This is a genomic window from Actinomadura sp. NPDC049753 (assembly GCF_040674655.1).
GTDB classification, from domain to species: Bacteria; Actinomycetota; Actinomycetes; order Streptosporangiales; family Streptosporangiaceae; genus Spirillospora; species Spirillospora verrucosospora.
The window spans coordinates 1-14,445 of record NZ_JBFARL010000194.1 but is presented as its reverse complement, the minus strand read 5'-3'; the positions used below and the strand labels follow the sequence as shown (position 1 = coordinate 14,445).

The following is a 14,445-nucleotide window of genomic DNA, read 5'->3' as shown; positions in this document are numbered from 1 at the left end:
CGAGCGCCGCGACGTTGCCGGAGCCCTCCCAGATCGAGTTCAGGGGGGACTCGCGGAAGAGGCGGGGCATGCCGGCCGCGGCGCTCGCTGAGGTCCGCACGCACGAGCGGGCGCTGCGCGAGACGGTGGAGCGCAACGCGCGCATCGCCGCGCTCGCCGAGACCCGCGCGAAGATCGGAGCGGACGTGCCGCTGCCCGGCCCGCTCGACCCGGCCGAGCGGTCCGCCGCCGAGCTGACCGCCTGGTGCGCGGCGACCGATCCCGTCCTGGACGAGGCCGAACGGCGCCTCTCCGAGCATCTCGCCGCCCAGGTCGGCGCGCAGATCTTCGACGTCCCCGCCGAGGGGCTGGCGGCCGGCGTACGGGACGGGTCGCCGCCGCCGCGGGCCGGCGACGTGCGCGAGCACCTTGAACGGATCATGGCGCGGCTGCTGCCCGACGCCGAAGAGGCGGAGCGGCGGGCGGTCGCCGAGGCGGCGCGGATGCTGGCCGGCGTCGCGACGCCGGCCGACGCGGAGGGCGTGCTGAACGAGGTGCGCCTGCGGATCCAGGAGGCCAACCGCCGCACCCGGGAGCGGCGGGACGAGGAGCGGCGGCTGGCGGCCGAGCGCGACGCCGCCGAGCAGGCCGAGGCCGAGCGCCGGTACGTCCTCGACTCGATCACGGCCGCGTTCGAGGACATGGGGTACGAGGTCCAGGCCGGGTTCGAGACGCTGACGGCCGAGGACGGCACCGTGACGCTGACCAAGGGCGCCTGGCCCGACCACAGCGTCCGGATGCGCGTGGACGACGCCGCGCACGTGCGCGCCTCGATGGTGCGCGAGCGGCCCGCCGAGAGCGAGGACGACCGCCGGGTGGACGTCGAGCGGGAACGGGAGTGGTGCGAGGCGTTCGAGGCGGCGCGCGAGCGACTGGCCGGCGAGGGGATCCGCTCGGACGTCGCGTGGCGGCTGGAGCCCGGGGTCCGTGAGCTGCCCGTTTCGGCGGAGGCACGGCAGACTAGGGGCCGTGCCGCCCAACGCGAACGCTCCCGCGAGCGTCACAAGTGAGGTGTGCAGGGGGCGCTCGGACGGAGTGGAGTGACTAGATGAGCATTGATTCGCCGACCCTCGGGGGGCGGTTGCTGGGTTGGCCGCCGTTCATCCGGGAGCTGGACGCGACCCTCTCGGTGCACTCCCAGTACGTCCTGTCGGGCAACCTCCACGACAGCTTCCTCGCGCCGTCGCCGGACGGCGGCCCGGCGGTGCTGCTGCCCCTGCGGGCCCTGCTGTGGGAGACGCTGCGCTCCAGCGGCGCGGCCTTCATGGCCGTCTACGACCCGGTGGACGGGCTGCAGATCGTTCCCGGCCCGAACGAGCCGTCCGGGGACGAGGCCGCGGCGGCGGCGGAGTCGCTGCTCGGCAAGGTCAAGGCGGACGAGAAGCCCTCGCTGGAGGGGCTGACGCGGCATCTGGCCGCGGTCGCCCGGCCGCAGGAGAACGTCCGCGCCGCCTTCGTGATCGACTCGGCGTCGCGCATCGCCCGGACCCCGACCGACCTGGAGCCGGCCGAGCGCGACTTCTTCCGGTTCTGCGCGAAGCTGTCGCGCAGCGCGCGTCCCGTCCGGGTGACGGGGGCGCGGCCGAAGCCGCTCTACAACCCGGTCGTCTGGCTGGTGGAGCGGCCGGGCGACCTGCCGCCGTGGCTGACGGCCGACAACGAGAACATCCGCGAGATCACCATCCCGCGCCCGCACCTCGGCGACCGGCAGGAGACGGCGCGGCTGCTGGCCCGCGCGTTCGGGGTGAGCGACGTCGGGTCGGACGAGGTGGCGGCCGCGGCGTGCGACGCGTTCGCCGAGCAGGCGGACGGGCTGACGCTCCAGTCGATGATCGAGGTGACCCGGCTGGCGAAGGAGCGCAACGTCGACCTCGCCGACCTGCCGGACGCGGTCCGCACCTACAAGCTGGGCGTGCTCGACAACCCGTGGAGCCGCGGGCACCTGCGGCGCCGGGTGCTGGAGGGCGAGAAGCGCGTCCCCGAGCGGGTGATCGGGCAGCCGCAGGCGGTCACGAAGACGCTGGACATCCTCAAGCGGGCGGTGCTCGGGCTGTCGGGCGCGCAGGCGACCAGGTCCGGGAGCCGCCCGCGCGGGGTGCTGTTCTTCGCGGGACCGACCGGCACCGGCAAGACGGAGCTGGCCAAGGCCATCACCGAGCTGGTGTTCGGCGACGAGTCGGCCTACCTGCGCTTCGACATGAGCGAGTTCTCCGGCGAGGGCTCCGGCGACCGGCTGATCGGGTCGCCGCCCGGGTACGTGGGGCACGAGGCCGGCGGCGAGCTCACCAACGCCGTCCGGGAGGACCCGTTCCGGGTGATCCTCTTCGACGAGATCGAGAAGGCGCACCCGCGGATCCTGGACAAGTTCCTGCAGATCCTGGAGGACGGGCGGCTCACCGACGGGCGCGGCAACACCGTGCACTTCTCCGAGTCGATCCTCATCTTCACCTCCAACCTCGGGATGTTCGTGCCGGGACGCGACCTCACGACCCGCGACGGGGCCGCGTACGGGGCCCCGGACCGTGTGCAGAACATCACACCCGGGATGTCCTACGAGCAGGTCGAGCAGCGCATCAAGGGCGCCGTCGCCGACCACTTCACGGCGGTGCTGAACCGGCCGGAGCTGCTGAACCGGTTCGGCGACAACATCGTGGTGTTCGACTTCATCTCCGGCGAGGCCGCGCACAAGATCTTCGACCTGCAGTTCGCGAACATCTGCCGGCGGGTGACCGAGGAGCACCGGCTCGTCCTCGCCGTGAAGGGGGACGCGCTCCAGACGCTCCGCGAGTGGTGCACGGAGGAGCTCGCCAAGGGCGGGCGCGGCATCGGCATGGCGCTGGAGTCGCACTTCGTCAACCCGCTGGCGCGCGCGCTCTTCGACCGGGAGCTCGTCCCGGACGAGAAGGTCACCGTCACGGGGATCCGGCGCGAGGGCAGCATCGTGCACCTGGACCTCCAGTGAGCGCGGGCCGTCCCCCCGGGGCCGGAGACGGCGCCGGCGAGACTCTCCTGCTCGCCAAGGCGCACTACCCGGTGACCACACTCGGTCCCGGGACGCGGGCCGGCATCTGGACGCAGGGCTGCACGCTGCACTGCAACGGCTGCCTCTCCCGCGACACGTGGGACGCCGACCCGGGCCGGGCCATCCCCGTCGAAGCGGTCCTAGGATGGCTCGCGTCCCTTCCCGAACCGGTCGATGGGGTGACCATCTCGGGCGGCGAACCCTTCCAGCAGCCGGCCGCGCTGGCGGCCCTGGTGCGGGGGATCCGCGCGTGGCGGGAGACCCGCGACCGTGAGACGATTGCGTTGGACATATTGGTTTACAGCGGATATGTCTACTCTCGGCTCTCGCGCGCCGCTGTGACGCGCGAGATCGTGGACATGTGTGACGCCGTGGTCACGGGGCCGTACGTCGACCGGCTCAACCCTGGGGGGCGACACCCCGGGGACGGCTCCCTACTCTGGAGGGGGTCGGCCAACCAGCGCGTCGTGCCGGTGTCCCCTCTGGGACGCGAGCGGTACGGGGCAGTGGCCGGCGTCGGTGACACTGAAGCGATTGGTGACACTGAAGGAAGAGGGCCCCGAGTACAGGTGTCCGTGGACGAAGGGCCGGAGGGAAAGCGGGTGTACTACATCGGGATCCCGCGAAGAGGTGACATGGAGCACCTCACGTCGCGGCTCGACCGCGCCGGGGTGCGCTCGGGGGATGTGTCATGGCGACCTTGAACTGTCCGGTCTGCGACGAACCGTTCCAGCCGGGCGATCTGCTCTGCATGAGCTGCGGGGCCAACCTGGCGCGCGCCGGTGGCGGCGCTCACCAGCAGGGCCCGGGCGGGTACGAACCGCAGCGGATACCCCCGCCGCCGGGGCCGCAGCAGGGGGGCCAGCAGTACGGCGCCCCGCAGCCTGGCCCGGCCGACCACCAGTACGGGCAGCCTCAGCACGGGCAGGGCCAGCACGGCCAGCCCCAGCACGGGCAGCCGCAGTACGGCCAGCCCCAGCACGGCCAGCAGCAGTACGGGCAGCCGCAACAGCAGCAGCCCCCCGCTGACCCGTGGGGCGCGCCGCAGCAGCCCCAGGACCAATGGGGCGCGCCACAGCCGCAGCAGCAGCAGCCGGACGCATGGGGTCCGCCCATGCCCCAGCAGTCCCATGACCAGCACGGTCAGGGGCAGCACGGTCAGGGCCAGCAGGGGCAGCCCCAGTACGGGCAGCCGCAGCAGGGCCAGCCCCAGCACGGCCAGCAGCAGTACGGGCAGCCGCAACAGCAGCAGCCCCCCGCTGACCCGTGGGGCGCGCCGCAGCAGCCCCAGGACCAGTGGGGCGCGCCGCAGCCGCAGGACCAGTACCAGCCGCAGCAGCAGTACGGCGCCCCACAGGACCAGTACGGCGCACCGCAGGACCAGTACGGCGCACCGCAGCCCGGTCCGGCCGATCACCAGTACGGGCAGCCTCAGCACGGGCAGCCTCAGCACGGGCAGCCCCAGTACGGGCAGCCTCAGCACGGAGGCCAGCCTCCGCACGGGGGTCAGCCGCAGCACGGAGGCCAGTCGCCGCAACTGCCGCACGGCCGCGAGGCGACGCTGCTGCCGCACGAGCACAACCAGGGCCAGCAGCGGGCGTCCGCACCCGACAGCACGGCGTTCATGTGCCCGTACTGCGAGGCGGTGCTGACCAACCCGGGCGCCGCGCAGTGCGACTCGTGCCTGCGCCCGCTGCCGCAGAAGGGCACGCCCGTCCTGCGCGTCCAGTTCCCCACGGGCGAGCTCAAGGTCTCGGTCGGCCAGCACCTGGTGCTCGGCCGGGACGCGGGCCAGTCGCCGGTGGCGGCCACGTTCACGCAGTACGACAACGTGTCGCGGCGCCACTCGACGGTGTGGCTCGACCCGTCCGGGACGGCCTGGGTGCGCGACGAAGGCTCCACCAACGGGACGTTCGTCAACGGCGAGCGGCTCCCCCGCGGCGTGGACGCCCCGCTCCGCGACGGCGACCAGCTCCGCCTGGCCGCCGACGTCACGGGCACCGTCCAGCTGAGCTGAGCGGCACGTACGAAAGGGGCGGCCCCGCGGTTCTCGGAACCGCGGGGCCGCCCCTTTCGGCTTCGGTGCTCAGCCGGCGCGCTTGGTGCGGGCCCGCGTGCGCTCGCGCTCCTTGGCGTCCAGCACCACCTTGCGGATGCGGACGGCGGTCGGGGTGACCTCGACGCACTCGTCCTCGCGGCAGAACTCCAGGGCCTCCTCCAGCGACAGGACGCGGGGCGGGGTGAGCCGCTCCAGCTCGTCGCCGGTGGACGACCGCATGTTCGTGAGCTTCTTCTCCTTGGTGATGTTGACGTCCATGTCGTCGGCGCGGGAGTTCTCCCCGACGATCATGCCCTCGTACACCTCGGTGGTCGGGCCGACGAAGAACGTCCCGCGCTCCTGGAGGTTCGTGATCGCGTAGGCGGTGGCGGCGCCGGCCCGGTCGGCCACGAGCGAGCCGGACGGACGGGTGCGCAGCTCGCCGAACCAGGGCTCGTAGTCCTCGAAGACGTGGTGCGCCATGCCGGTGCCGCGCGTCTCGGTCATGAACTCGGTGCGGAACCCGATCAGGCCGCGGGCCGGGACGAGGAACTCCATCCGGATCCAGCCCGTCCCGTGGTTGGTCATGTGCTCCATGCGGCCCTTGCGGACCGCCATCAGCTGCGTGACGGCGCCGAGGTGCTCCTCGGGGATGTCGACGGTGAGCCGCTCGACCGGCTCGTGCTTCTTGCCGTCGATCTCACGCGTGACGACCTGCGGCTTGCCGACGGTCAGCTCGTAACCCTCGCGGCGCATGTTCTCGACCAGGATCGCCAGGGCCAGCTCTCCGCGGCCCTGCACCTCCCAGGCGTCGGGGCGCTCGGTCGGCAGCACCCGGATCGACACGTTGCCGACGAGCTCGCGGTCGAGCCGGTCCTTGACCATCCGGGCGGTGACCTTGGTGCCCTTCTCGCGGCCCGCCATCGGCCCGGTGTTGGTGCCGATCGTCATGGAGATCGCGGGCTCGTCCACCGTGATCAGCGGCAGCGGGCGCGGGTCGTCCGGGTCGGCGATGGTGTCGCCGATCATGATGTCGGGGATGCCGGCGATGGCGATGATGTCGCCGGGCCCGGCCTCGTCCGCGGGCTTGCGGGTGAGCGCCTCCGTCATCATCAGCTCGGTGATCTTCACCCGGTCGACGCTGCCGTCATGCCGGCACCAGGCGACCTGCTGGCCCTTCTTGATCGTGCCGGCGTGCACCCGGCACAGCGCGATCCGGCCGAGGTAGCTGGACGCGTCCAGGTTCGTCACGTGCGCCTGGAGCGGCGCGTCGGGGTCGTAGGACGGCGCGGGGATCGTCTCGGTGATGACCTTGAACAGCGGCTCCAGGTCGTCGCTGCCGGGCATGGCGCCGTCGGCGGGCTTGTCGAGCGAGGCCCGCCCGGCGCGGCCGGACGCGTACACGATCGGGAAGTCGATCTGCTCCTCGTCGGCGTCGAGGTCCATGAACAGCTCGTAGGTCTCGTCCACGACCTCGTCGATGCGCGCGTCGGGGCGGTCGGTCTTGTTCACGACCAGGATCACCGGCAGCCGCGCGGCGAGCGCCTTGCGCAGCACGAAGCGGGTCTGCGGGAGCGGGCCCTCGCTGGCGTCGACCAGCAGGACGACGCCGTCCACCATGGACAGGCCGCGCTCGACCTCGCCGCCGAAGTCGGCGTGCCCCGGGGTGTCGATGATGTTGATCGTCAGACCGTTGTGCAGGACCGCGGTGTTCTTCGCGAGGATCGTGATCCCCTTCTCGCGCTCCAGGTCGTTGGAGTCGAGCACGCGGTCGTCGACGTCCTGGTTCTCGCGGAAGGCCCCGGACTGCCAGAGCATGGCGTCGACCAGCGTCGTCTTGCCATGGTCGACGTGGGCGACGATCGCGACGTTACGGAGGTCGTCGCGCGTGGAGATGGGCATGCGGGTTCGCCTTGCGTGAGAGTTCGGGAGTCGCCGCAGACGTGCGGCCGTACCCATTCTACTTGGCCGTGCGTACCACCCACTCCGAGTCGTTCGCCCCACCGCTCACACGGACCTCGATTGGCCAACTTTGCGCATCCTTTGTAATCTGCCCGAGATCCGGTCGTCCGGAGTCCCGCCCCCAGGGGACTGCGGCCGGAACGCCGAATCTCCCGCGGGAGAACCGGGGACCCACCACCCTCGGGGTGAATCGACGCTCGTCGTAGGGCGACTCCTGGCCCGAACCCGTCAGCTAACCCGGTAGGCGTACGAGGAGAGGAGAACACCGGCTTGGCTCCGGATTCCCCCCGGCGGCGTCGCGTTCTGCCCACCGCCACCGCCACCCTGCTCCTGATCGGCCTCGGCGCCACCGCGCCGGACCTCGCCCACGCCGCCCAGCCGTTCCGGCCAGCCTCCGCGCCCTCGGCGCCGAGCCCCACGCCGACGACGGAGAAGGGCCTGCGCAAGAGCCTCGACGCGCTCAACGAAGAGGCCGAGATCCTCACGGAGAAGTTCAACAAGGCCCGCGTCGAGTTCAACAAGGCCCGCAAGGCCGAGCGGGACGCCACCCGGGAGGCCGAGCGGCTGCGCGCCCTCGCCGAGCCCGCCCGCCAGAAGCTCGGCAGCCTGGCCGCCGCGAACTACATGGCCGGCGGCCCCGACGTCCTCTTCGGCTCCGGCGCCTCCGCCGAGGGGCTGTCCGACCGCGCCTACCTGGCGCAGAGCCAGGCCACCGCCGTCCTCGCCCTGAAGAAGCAGATCGACCAGGCCGACGCCGCGGAGCGCACCGCCAAGGCGAAGACCGCCCAGGTCAAGAAGGCCTGGGACGACGCCAAGCAGGCGCGCGAGGCCGCCAAGGCCAAGGTCTCCGAGGTGATGAAGCGCCTCGACAAGCTGACCACCACCCACGCGAGCGACCCGCGCACCGGCCTCAGCGCCACCGTGAAGGGCTCCGACCTGCCCGCCAAGATGGCCCGCAAGGCGCTCACCAAGCTCGGCTCCCCGTACGTGTGGGCCGCCGCCGGACCGAGCAGCTTCGACTGCTCAGGCCTCGTCGTCTGGGCCTACGCCCAGGTCGGCAAGCCCGGCCTCCCGCACTACACCGGCGACCTGTTCGCCATGGGAACGAAGGTCTCCCGCGGCGCCCTCCGCTCCGGCGACCTGGTGTACTTCGGCAGCAACCTGCACCACATGGGCATCTACCTGAGTGACGGCAAGTACCTCCACGCCCCCCAGACCGGCGACGTGGTCAAGATCTCCAAGCTCTCCGACCGCTCCGACTTCGCAGGCGCGAACCGTATTTCTTAGCTTCTTTCTCCTCCTTCGGGCCTGGCGGCCCTCCATCGTCGAAAAAAGCGGGGCGATCGCTGGCATCGCTCCGTCTCGCCTGGCGGCTCGCTGCGCGATCAGGTTCTCGCAAGCTCGAACCTGCCTTCGGACGCGATCGCAACCTTGAGGTCGCGGCGGGGTTGCGGCGGGGGCTGAGGTTGTCGCACTGGACGGTTCTGTCGTCGTATCGACGTGCTTCCTCCTCGTGCCCTCAGGACGTTGCGGGGTTGCTGTGATGGCTGAGGTTGTCGCAGTGGAGGGCTTCTGCCGTCGGCTAGAGGCGCTTCCCACGTCGTTGCTGCGGGCGTGCGGGCGGGCTTGGGCGGCGCGGCAGTAGGTGCTGCGCAGGGGCCCGCGAGTGCGTGGACACTCCGGCGGTCCACCGTCGCTTTCTGAGGGCCTCCGTCGGGGGCAGTGCGGGCGATCGTCGGAGGTCGGCACGCTCTGCGCTTCGCTCCGAGCTGGTCGCTGGGGACGGTGGCCCGAGCCCGGGTTGGCTAGGTGAGGCCTTCGGTGGCCAGGAGGTCTACTACCGGGCGGTCGCCGGGGAGCCAGTCGACGTCGTGGAGCTCTGAGGGTGCCAGCCAGCGGAGTTCCAGGTGCTCCAGGGCTTGCGGCTCGCCTTCCGCTAGCTCGGCCGTCCAGACGCGGAGGACGGCGCGTTCGCTGAGGCGCCAGTCGCCGCCCACTCGGCGGCCCAGGCGGACTTTCACGGCGAGTTCCTCGTGGCACTCGCGCACCAGGGCGTCCTCGTCCGACTCTCCGGGGTCGACCTTGCCGCCGGGAAGCTCCCAGCCGCCCGCCATGTGCGGCGGCTCGGCGCGCTGGGCGGCCAGCAGCCGCCCCTCCGCGAGGATCGCCGCCCCCACCACCACGAGATCGATCGCGACCAGCTCCTCTCCGTGTTCGTGATCAGACCGCGGCGCCGGTCCGTCCGGTTCCGTTCCGCCTGAGGGAGTCGACCAGCCGCGTCGCGTCGCGGACGATCTCCTCCAGGTGGTCGCCGTGCGCCCCGCGCCAGTAGACCTGCCCGCAGACCGCGCAGCGGCCGTACACGTCGTAGCTGCGGCGCGTGCCCGCCCGCAGCTCGCGCTCGATCTCCTGCTTGTCGACCGGGACGAGCTCGCCGTTGCAGGCGGTGCAGCGCGTCCACGGGCGCAGGACGGGCGCGAAGCGGTCGAGCAGGTCGCGGAGCTGGTCGTCGGGGCGCGAGCCGCGGACGTAGGCGCCGAACCACAGCGCGCGGCGGCGCAGGAGGCCGCGGTCCTGCGTGAGCAGGACGCGGCGCTCCTCGTTGGCCTGGACGACGAGCGCCGGGTCGTCCATGTCGTTGTGGTAGGCGGTGTCGAGGCCGAGCAGGCGCATGCGCCGGGCCAGCGTGCCGAGGTGCACGTCCAGGAGGAAGCGCGGGGCGACCTGGCCCGGGTCCAGCGGCACGGGCTGGGGGCGCGGGACCGCGGCCACGCGGACCTCGGCCCCGGCTCCGGGGCGGGTGGCGGGGCCGGCGGGCTCGCCGTCGGCGGTCATCGGGCCCGCCTCGGGCAGGGGGACGCCCAGCGACTCCACGAGGTGCCCCAGCGTCGAGGTCCCGTCGCAGGGGACCCGCGCCGGGGACTCCCGCCGGGTGGCGGGCAGGAACATCAGCAGCTCGTCGGCGACGCGGATCGTTATCTCGGACTCCACGCCGATCAGCATGCCACGCGCGGCCGACGATTCTCCCGGGTTCAGGCAGCGGTCACGTGCGCGGCGGAGTCGGCCAGGGACGCCAGGAGGGCGGGGACGTCGTAGCCGACCAGCACTCCCCCGCGCTTGACCACGCGTCCGCCGACCAGGACGGTGTCGACGTTGCGCGTGTCCGCCGACAGGACCACGGCCGCGACGGGGTCGTGCGCCGCCGCGAGGCCGAAGGTGTCGGTGCGCAGGACGAGCAGGTCGGCCTGCTTGCCGGGGGTCAGCGATCCGGTGACGTCCGCGAGCCCCGCGACCTCGGCGCCCTCGATCGTGGCCGTCCGCAGGGCGTCTGCGGTGGTGAAGCCGAGGCCGGCGCCGTCCGGGCGCCCCCGTTCGAGGACGTAGGCGGCGCGCATGATGCTGAACATGTCGCCGGGACCGGAGACGACCGTGTCGGCGCCGAGCCCGGTCGGGACGCCCGCGGCGCGGGCGCGTCCGGTGGGCGGGGCGCCGATGTCCAGCGCCGCCTCGATGGCGGGGGCGGCGGACACCGTCCCGCCGCTTCCGGCGATCCGCTTCAGCTCCTCGTCGGTGTAGAAGTTGGCGTGCACGTACATGGCCGGGTGGCCCATCAGCCCGTGGGCGTCGAGGAACGCCAGGCCGCGCGCGGCGCTCTCGGGGCCGTGGCCGCCCAGGTGCGCGGTGACCGGCAGCCCGAGGTCGCGGGCCGTCCGCCACTCGGCGAGGGCGCGCTCGTCGCCCGCGATCTCGGGGCCGAGCGCCGCCATCGCCATCGTGACCGGGCCGCCGGACCCGAAGTGCTCGCGGTGGACGCGGCCGGTCTCGGCGGCGAGCGCGTCGAGGCCGCCGTCGCCGCCGTAGCAGTACCCGAACACCGCCCTGATGCCGGACGCCCGCAGCGCCGCGATGTTCGCCTCGGTGTGGCCTTCGCTGAGCTGGATGTGCGACCAGTCGACCAGCGTCGTGATCCCGGAGTCGAGGCACTCCAGGGAGCCGGCGAGCGTCCCGGCGAACACGTCGCCCGGCCGGTACCGGGGCGCCAGTTCGCCGAGGACGCGCTGCAGGTAGGCGTGGAGCGTGCCGTCCGGCAGGGCCGCGCGGATCCCGGCCTGCCAGGTGTGCCGGTGGGTGTCGACGAAGCCCGGCATGACGATGCGGCCGGTCGCGTCCATGGTCTCGGCGCCGTCCGGCGCGGCCAGGTCCGGGCCGACCGCGGCGATGCGGCCGTCCTCGACGAGCACGTCGGCGGTTCCCAGCACGGTCGGTTCGGGTGCGGTGTCGATGACGAGGCCGTTCGTGAGCAGCAGAGAATTTGCCATGCATGAAAGCTTACGAGTTAGCTTTACAAAAAGCAATCACGGGAGCGAGTACGCTCGGGGCGTGCGGGACGACATCGATGACCTGGCCGACGCGTGGCGGCGGGACGGCCTGACCGAGCCGTTCGTCGCGATGCTGGAACTGAGCAAGCGCGCGGGGCGCATCGCCACGCTGGTGCAGCAGGCGCTCCGGGGCCCGCTGGCCGAACTCGGCCTCACCTACGCCGAGTTCGAAGTGCTGACCGTGCTGCGCCGGGAGGGCGAGCCGTACCGGCTGAGGCCGAGCGAACTCACGCGGTCGGCGTTCCTCACCTCGGGCGGGACGAGCAACGTCCTGCAGCGGCTCCAGAAGGCCGGCTACGTGGAGCGCGAGGCCAACGCGGGCGACGCCCGCAGCCGCTTCGTCCAGCTGACCGCGGACGGGCTGCGCGTCACCGAACAGGCCCTGGTCGCGTCCGGGGTGGCGCACGAGGAGGTGCTGGCCCGGGTACCGCCGGAGGACGTGCGGGCCGCCGCCGACGCGCTGCGCGAGATCGTGCTCGTCGTGGGCCGGCGCCGGTTCCGCTGACCCCGCCGGGCCGCTACTGGCGCGCGGCCAGCTCGGACACCTTCTTCTTGAAGTCCGGCCGCGCGAGCGGGCGCGTCACCCCGATCCAGTTCGCCTTCTTGTAGGTCTTCACCCCGATCGCGGGCACGCACGCCGAGCAGCTCGCCACGATCATCTTGCCGCCGCCGATCACCATCCCGACATGGCCGGGATTGTCGGGCGACGTCCCGGGGCCGGAGTTGAAGAACACCAGGTCGCCGGGCTGCTCCTTGCCCTTGGCGATCTTCACGCCGAACGGCCACTGCTCGAACGTCGTGCGCGGGAGGTTCAGGCCGACCTGGCGGTAGGCGGCCTGGATCAGGCTGGAGCAGTCGTAGGCGTCCGGGCCGTTCGCCCCGAACACGTAGGGCTTGCCGCGCTGCGCCATCGCGAACGCGATGATCGTCTTGACGAGGGCGCCGACGTTGGCGGGCAGCTCGTTGTCCTCGCAGTTGATCCCGTTCGCCTGGACGGGCTTGAACTCGCCGCCGACGTAGCGCTTCGCCCAGTCGAGGACGAGGTCCACGTAGTCCCACGAGTGGTTGTACTGGAAGATCGCGGTGCGCATGCGCTCCGGGGCGCCGTTGTGCTTGAGGTAGGCGGCGGCCGTCGGGATGGCGTCCGCCGGGTCGTAGCGGTCCTTCTTGCCGTCCTTGTCGCCGTCCACCGCGAACGCCTTGAACGTCGCGTCGAGGAACTGCATCGGACCGCCCGCGCCCGCGTAGTTCTCCCCGCTGGACACGCCCGGCATCGTCGACCGGCCGTGGTCGGTCTCGACCTTGCCGACGCCCGCCAGGACGTTCCAGGGGATGCCGTACTTCCTGCCCGCCTCCTGGTACAGCTTCAGGTAGTCGACGGGGACGGACTTCGCGTCGGCCGCCGCCGCGGGCTGCGCGCCGGCGCCGGCGACGTTCACGCAGCCGCCGCCACCGCCGATCCCGCCGCCGAACAGGAACTGGCTCGCGCCGAACAGGATCGGGACGAAGACCAGCGCCACGAACATCACCGCGGCGACGCCCAGGGCGCCGACGAGCAGCAACCTCCGCGGGCTCATCCCGTGTCACCCGCCTGTCCCACGTCGGCGGGCTCGAACGAGTAGACCCTCAGCGAACCACCGTCCCTCGCCACGGTCACCGCGTACTGCTTGCTGTCGCTGCTCGTCCGCCCGTTCTTGGTGACCTGCTGCCTGCCGGTCACCAGAAAGATGATCGAGTTGTTCTCGATGTCGCGGACCTGGTCGAGGGACGCCGTGCCCTGCGCGACGAGCTGCTCGCGGCGGCGCTCCTCCACCATCCCGGGCGTCGCCACGCCCTGGCCGAGCCGCTGCCCGAGGTCGGAGGTGGTCAGGCCGGCGAAGCGCGCCATGTAGGTCTGGGGTGCCTCGTCGTAGCGGTACGTCCCGTAGGCGGCGACGAACCGCTGCGCCAGGTCGGCCGCCGTGGCGAACTCCTGCCGGGAGAACGGCAGCAGCCGGTAGACGTCGAAGTCGTTCGGGTCGACGGCGCTCTGGATCCCCGGCGGCGGCGACGCGGGGGCCTGGGGCCCCTGCGACGCCGTCGCGACCGGGCGGGCCTCCGGCTCGTCACCGGACCCGCCCGAGGGCGAGGCCACCGTCAGGTAGACGCCGACCGCCGTCAGCAGGACGACGAGACCCGCGAACAGCAGCTTGCGCCGCCGGTCGTTCAGGTTCATCACTCGTCCCGGTCCGACTCACCCGACCGGCGGTCGACCGGACGCAGCCAGAACGGGATCGGCGGGCTGGCGTTGGAGCCGCCCCTGCCCCACAGCGGCGGGGGCGCCTGCCGCCCGCCCGGCTCGGGACGCGAGGGCTTCGCGGCACCGCCGCCGCGGCCGCGCTGGCGGGGGACGTTCCCGGAGCCGCCGCCCGAACCGCCGTTGCCGCCGTTGCCGCCGCCGAACCAGCCGCCGCCACCGCCGGAGCCACCGGAACCGCCGGAGCCGCCGCCCGAGCGCCCGCGACCGCGACCGGCGGAGCCGGACGAGCGTCCACCGCCGCCGCCGAACCAGCCGCCGCCACCGCCGGAACCACCCGAACCACCGCCGGAGCCACCGGAACCACCGCCGCCGCCGGAGCCGCCGCCCGAACCGCCGCTGCCGCCCGAACCGCCGCCACCGGAGACGCCGCCGCCGGTGCCTCCGCGGCCCGTCCAGGACGTCGGGCGGACGCTGCCCTTGCCGCTCCCGCCACCGCCTCCGGCGTCCTCACCGTCGCCCTTCGCGACGGTGACGCCGCCGGGCTTGACCGCAGCCGCCCTGGCGCCGTCCGTGCGGCGGTCGCCGAGCCCGCCCGCCCTGGTCGGCAGGTTCAGCGGAGGAGCACCGCGCCTGGACCGCCCCTGCGCCGCCGCGGCGCCCGCGCCGCGCGTCCCCTCCCCGAGCCCGCGACCGACGATCGGCACCGCGGGAACGTCCTTCCTGACCGCGACCACCGTGGAACCCGGGCAGCCGGTCCGCGTGCCCG

Annotated in this window: 13 protein-coding genes, 1 pseudogene and 1 riboswitch; of the genes and pseudogenes, 6 read left to right on the top strand and 8 right to left on the bottom strand. The window is 72.8% G+C overall.

Annotated elements, in window-relative coordinates:
- The 3 genes from AB0K37_RS33625 to AB0K37_RS33615 all read left to right on the top strand — a co-directional run.
- Nucleotides 1–1,049 (top strand): response regulator receiver protein (locus AB0K37_RS33625; RefSeq protein ID WP_363987857.1); only part of this gene is annotated, 1,049 nt, incomplete at its 5' end.
- Nucleotides 1,050–1,087: 38 nt separating this feature from the next.
- Nucleotides 1,088–3,001, top strand: a complete 1,914-nt coding sequence (locus AB0K37_RS33620) for an AAA family ATPase (RefSeq protein WP_363987855.1) — start codon at nucleotides 1,088–1,090, stop codon at nucleotides 2,999–3,001.
- Nucleotides 2,998–3,765: a 4Fe-4S single cluster domain-containing protein gene (locus AB0K37_RS33615; protein ID WP_363987854.1), complete on the top strand. Its 768-nt coding sequence runs from the start codon at nucleotides 2,998–3,000 to the stop codon at nucleotides 3,763–3,765. The genes AB0K37_RS33620 and AB0K37_RS33615 overlap by 4 nt, the downstream gene beginning before the upstream one ends.
- Here the strand turns inward: AB0K37_RS33615 and AB0K37_RS33610 are convergent.
- Nucleotides 3,669–4,634: a hypothetical protein gene (locus tag AB0K37_RS33610; protein ID WP_363987853.1), complete on the bottom strand. Its 966-nt coding sequence runs from the start codon at nucleotides 4,632–4,634 to the stop codon at nucleotides 3,669–3,671. The two genes, AB0K37_RS33615 and AB0K37_RS33610, sit on opposite strands and share 97 nt — an antisense overlap.
- A gap of 51 nt (nucleotides 4,635–4,685) precedes the next feature.
- On the opposite strand from AB0K37_RS33610, the gene AB0K37_RS33605 reads away from it, so the two are divergent.
- The gene (locus tag AB0K37_RS33605; RefSeq protein WP_363987852.1) at nucleotides 4,686–5,078 is read left to right on the top strand and encodes an FHA domain-containing protein; all 393 of its coding nucleotides are present in this window, start codon (nucleotides 4,686–4,688) and stop codon (nucleotides 5,076–5,078) included.
- Nucleotides 5,079–5,147: 69 nt separating this feature from the next.
- Here the strand turns inward: AB0K37_RS33605 and typA are convergent, their stop codons facing one another.
- A complete protein-coding gene (typA, locus tag AB0K37_RS33600; protein WP_363987850.1) occupies nucleotides 5,148–7,001 on the bottom strand; it encodes a translational GTPase TypA in 1,854 nt (617 codons plus the stop codon).
- Between the two features lie 191 nt (nucleotides 7,002–7,192).
- A riboswitch (cyclic di-AMP (ydaO/yuaA leader) is annotated at nucleotides 7,193–7,324 on the top strand.
- 7 nt (nucleotides 7,325–7,331) lie between these two features.
- On the opposite strand from typA, the gene AB0K37_RS33595 reads away from it, so the two are divergent.
- The gene (locus AB0K37_RS33595) at nucleotides 7,332–8,348 is read left to right on the top strand and encodes an NlpC/P60 family protein (RefSeq protein WP_363987848.1); all 1,017 of its coding nucleotides are present in this window, start codon (nucleotides 7,332–7,334) and stop codon (nucleotides 8,346–8,348) included.
- Nucleotides 8,349–8,866: 518 nt separating this feature from the next.
- Here AB0K37_RS33595 and AB0K37_RS33590 read toward each other — a convergent pair.
- The 3 genes from AB0K37_RS33590 to AB0K37_RS33580 are packed head-to-tail and all read right to left on the bottom strand — an operon-like array spanning nucleotide 8,867 to nucleotide 11,380.
- On the bottom strand, nucleotides 8,867–9,253 hold the full coding sequence (locus AB0K37_RS33590) for a (deoxy)nucleoside triphosphate pyrophosphohydrolase (RefSeq protein WP_363987858.1): 387 nt from the start codon (nucleotides 9,251–9,253) through the stop codon (nucleotides 8,867–8,869).
- Nucleotides 9,254–9,281: 28 nt separating this feature from the next.
- Nucleotides 9,282–10,052 (bottom strand): Mut7-C RNAse domain-containing protein, encoded by a 771-nt coding sequence (locus AB0K37_RS33585; protein WP_363987846.1) that lies wholly within the window; start codon nucleotides 10,050–10,052, stop codon nucleotides 9,282–9,284.
- 41 nt (nucleotides 10,053–10,093) lie between these two features.
- The gene (locus tag AB0K37_RS33580) at nucleotides 10,094–11,380 is read right to left on the bottom strand and encodes an amidohydrolase family protein (RefSeq protein WP_363987845.1); all 1,287 of its coding nucleotides are present in this window, start codon (nucleotides 11,378–11,380) and stop codon (nucleotides 10,094–10,096) included.
- A gap of 61 nt (nucleotides 11,381–11,441) precedes the next feature.
- Here AB0K37_RS33580 and AB0K37_RS33575 point away from each other — a divergent pair, with 61 nt between their 5' ends.
- Nucleotides 11,442–11,945, top strand: a complete 504-nt coding sequence (locus AB0K37_RS33575; protein ID WP_363987843.1) for a MarR family transcriptional regulator — start codon at nucleotides 11,442–11,444, stop codon at nucleotides 11,943–11,945.
- Nucleotides 11,946–11,958: 13 nt separating this feature from the next.
- On the opposite strand, the gene AB0K37_RS33570 is transcribed toward AB0K37_RS33575, so the two are convergent.
- The 3 genes and pseudogenes from AB0K37_RS33570 to AB0K37_RS33560 form a co-directional block, all read right to left on the bottom strand.
- Nucleotides 11,959–13,017 (bottom strand): bifunctional lytic transglycosylase/C40 family peptidase, encoded by a 1,059-nt coding sequence (locus tag AB0K37_RS33570; protein ID WP_363987841.1) that lies wholly within the window; start codon nucleotides 13,015–13,017, stop codon nucleotides 11,959–11,961.
- Nucleotides 13,014–13,655 carry a hypothetical protein gene (locus tag AB0K37_RS33565; RefSeq protein WP_363987839.1) on the bottom strand — a complete coding sequence of 214 codons (642 nt, stop codon included), beginning with the start codon at nucleotides 13,653–13,655 and terminating at the stop codon, nucleotides 13,014–13,016. Before AB0K37_RS33565 ends, AB0K37_RS33570 begins: the two co-directional genes overlap by 4 nt.
- Nucleotides 13,655–14,445, bottom strand: a pseudogene (locus AB0K37_RS33560) (hypothetical protein); the annotation flags it as partial. The pseudogene AB0K37_RS33560 and the gene AB0K37_RS33565, both read right to left, overlap by 1 nt.

Coding starts and splice junctions, on each gene's coding strand:
- AB0K37_RS33620 (WP_363987855.1), top strand. CDS start 1,088: ATGAGCATTGATTCGCCGACCCTCGGGGGGCGGTTGCTGGGTTGGCCG.
- AB0K37_RS33605 (WP_363987852.1), top strand. CDS start 4,686: ATGTGCCCGTACTGCGAGGCGGTGCTGACCAACCCGGGCGCCGCGCAG.
- typA (WP_363987850.1), bottom strand. CDS start 7,001: ATGCCCATCTCCACGCGCGACGACCTCCGTAACGTCGCGATCGTCGCC.
- AB0K37_RS33580 (WP_363987845.1), bottom strand. CDS start 11,380: ATGGCAAATTCTCTGCTGCTCACGAACGGCCTCGTCATCGACACCGCA.
- AB0K37_RS33570 (WP_363987841.1), bottom strand. CDS start 13,017: ATGAGCCCGCGGAGGTTGCTGCTCGTCGGCGCCCTGGGCGTCGCCGCG.
- AB0K37_RS33565 (WP_363987839.1), bottom strand. CDS start 13,655: ATGAACCTGAACGACCGGCGGCGCAAGCTGCTGTTCGCGGGTCTCGTC.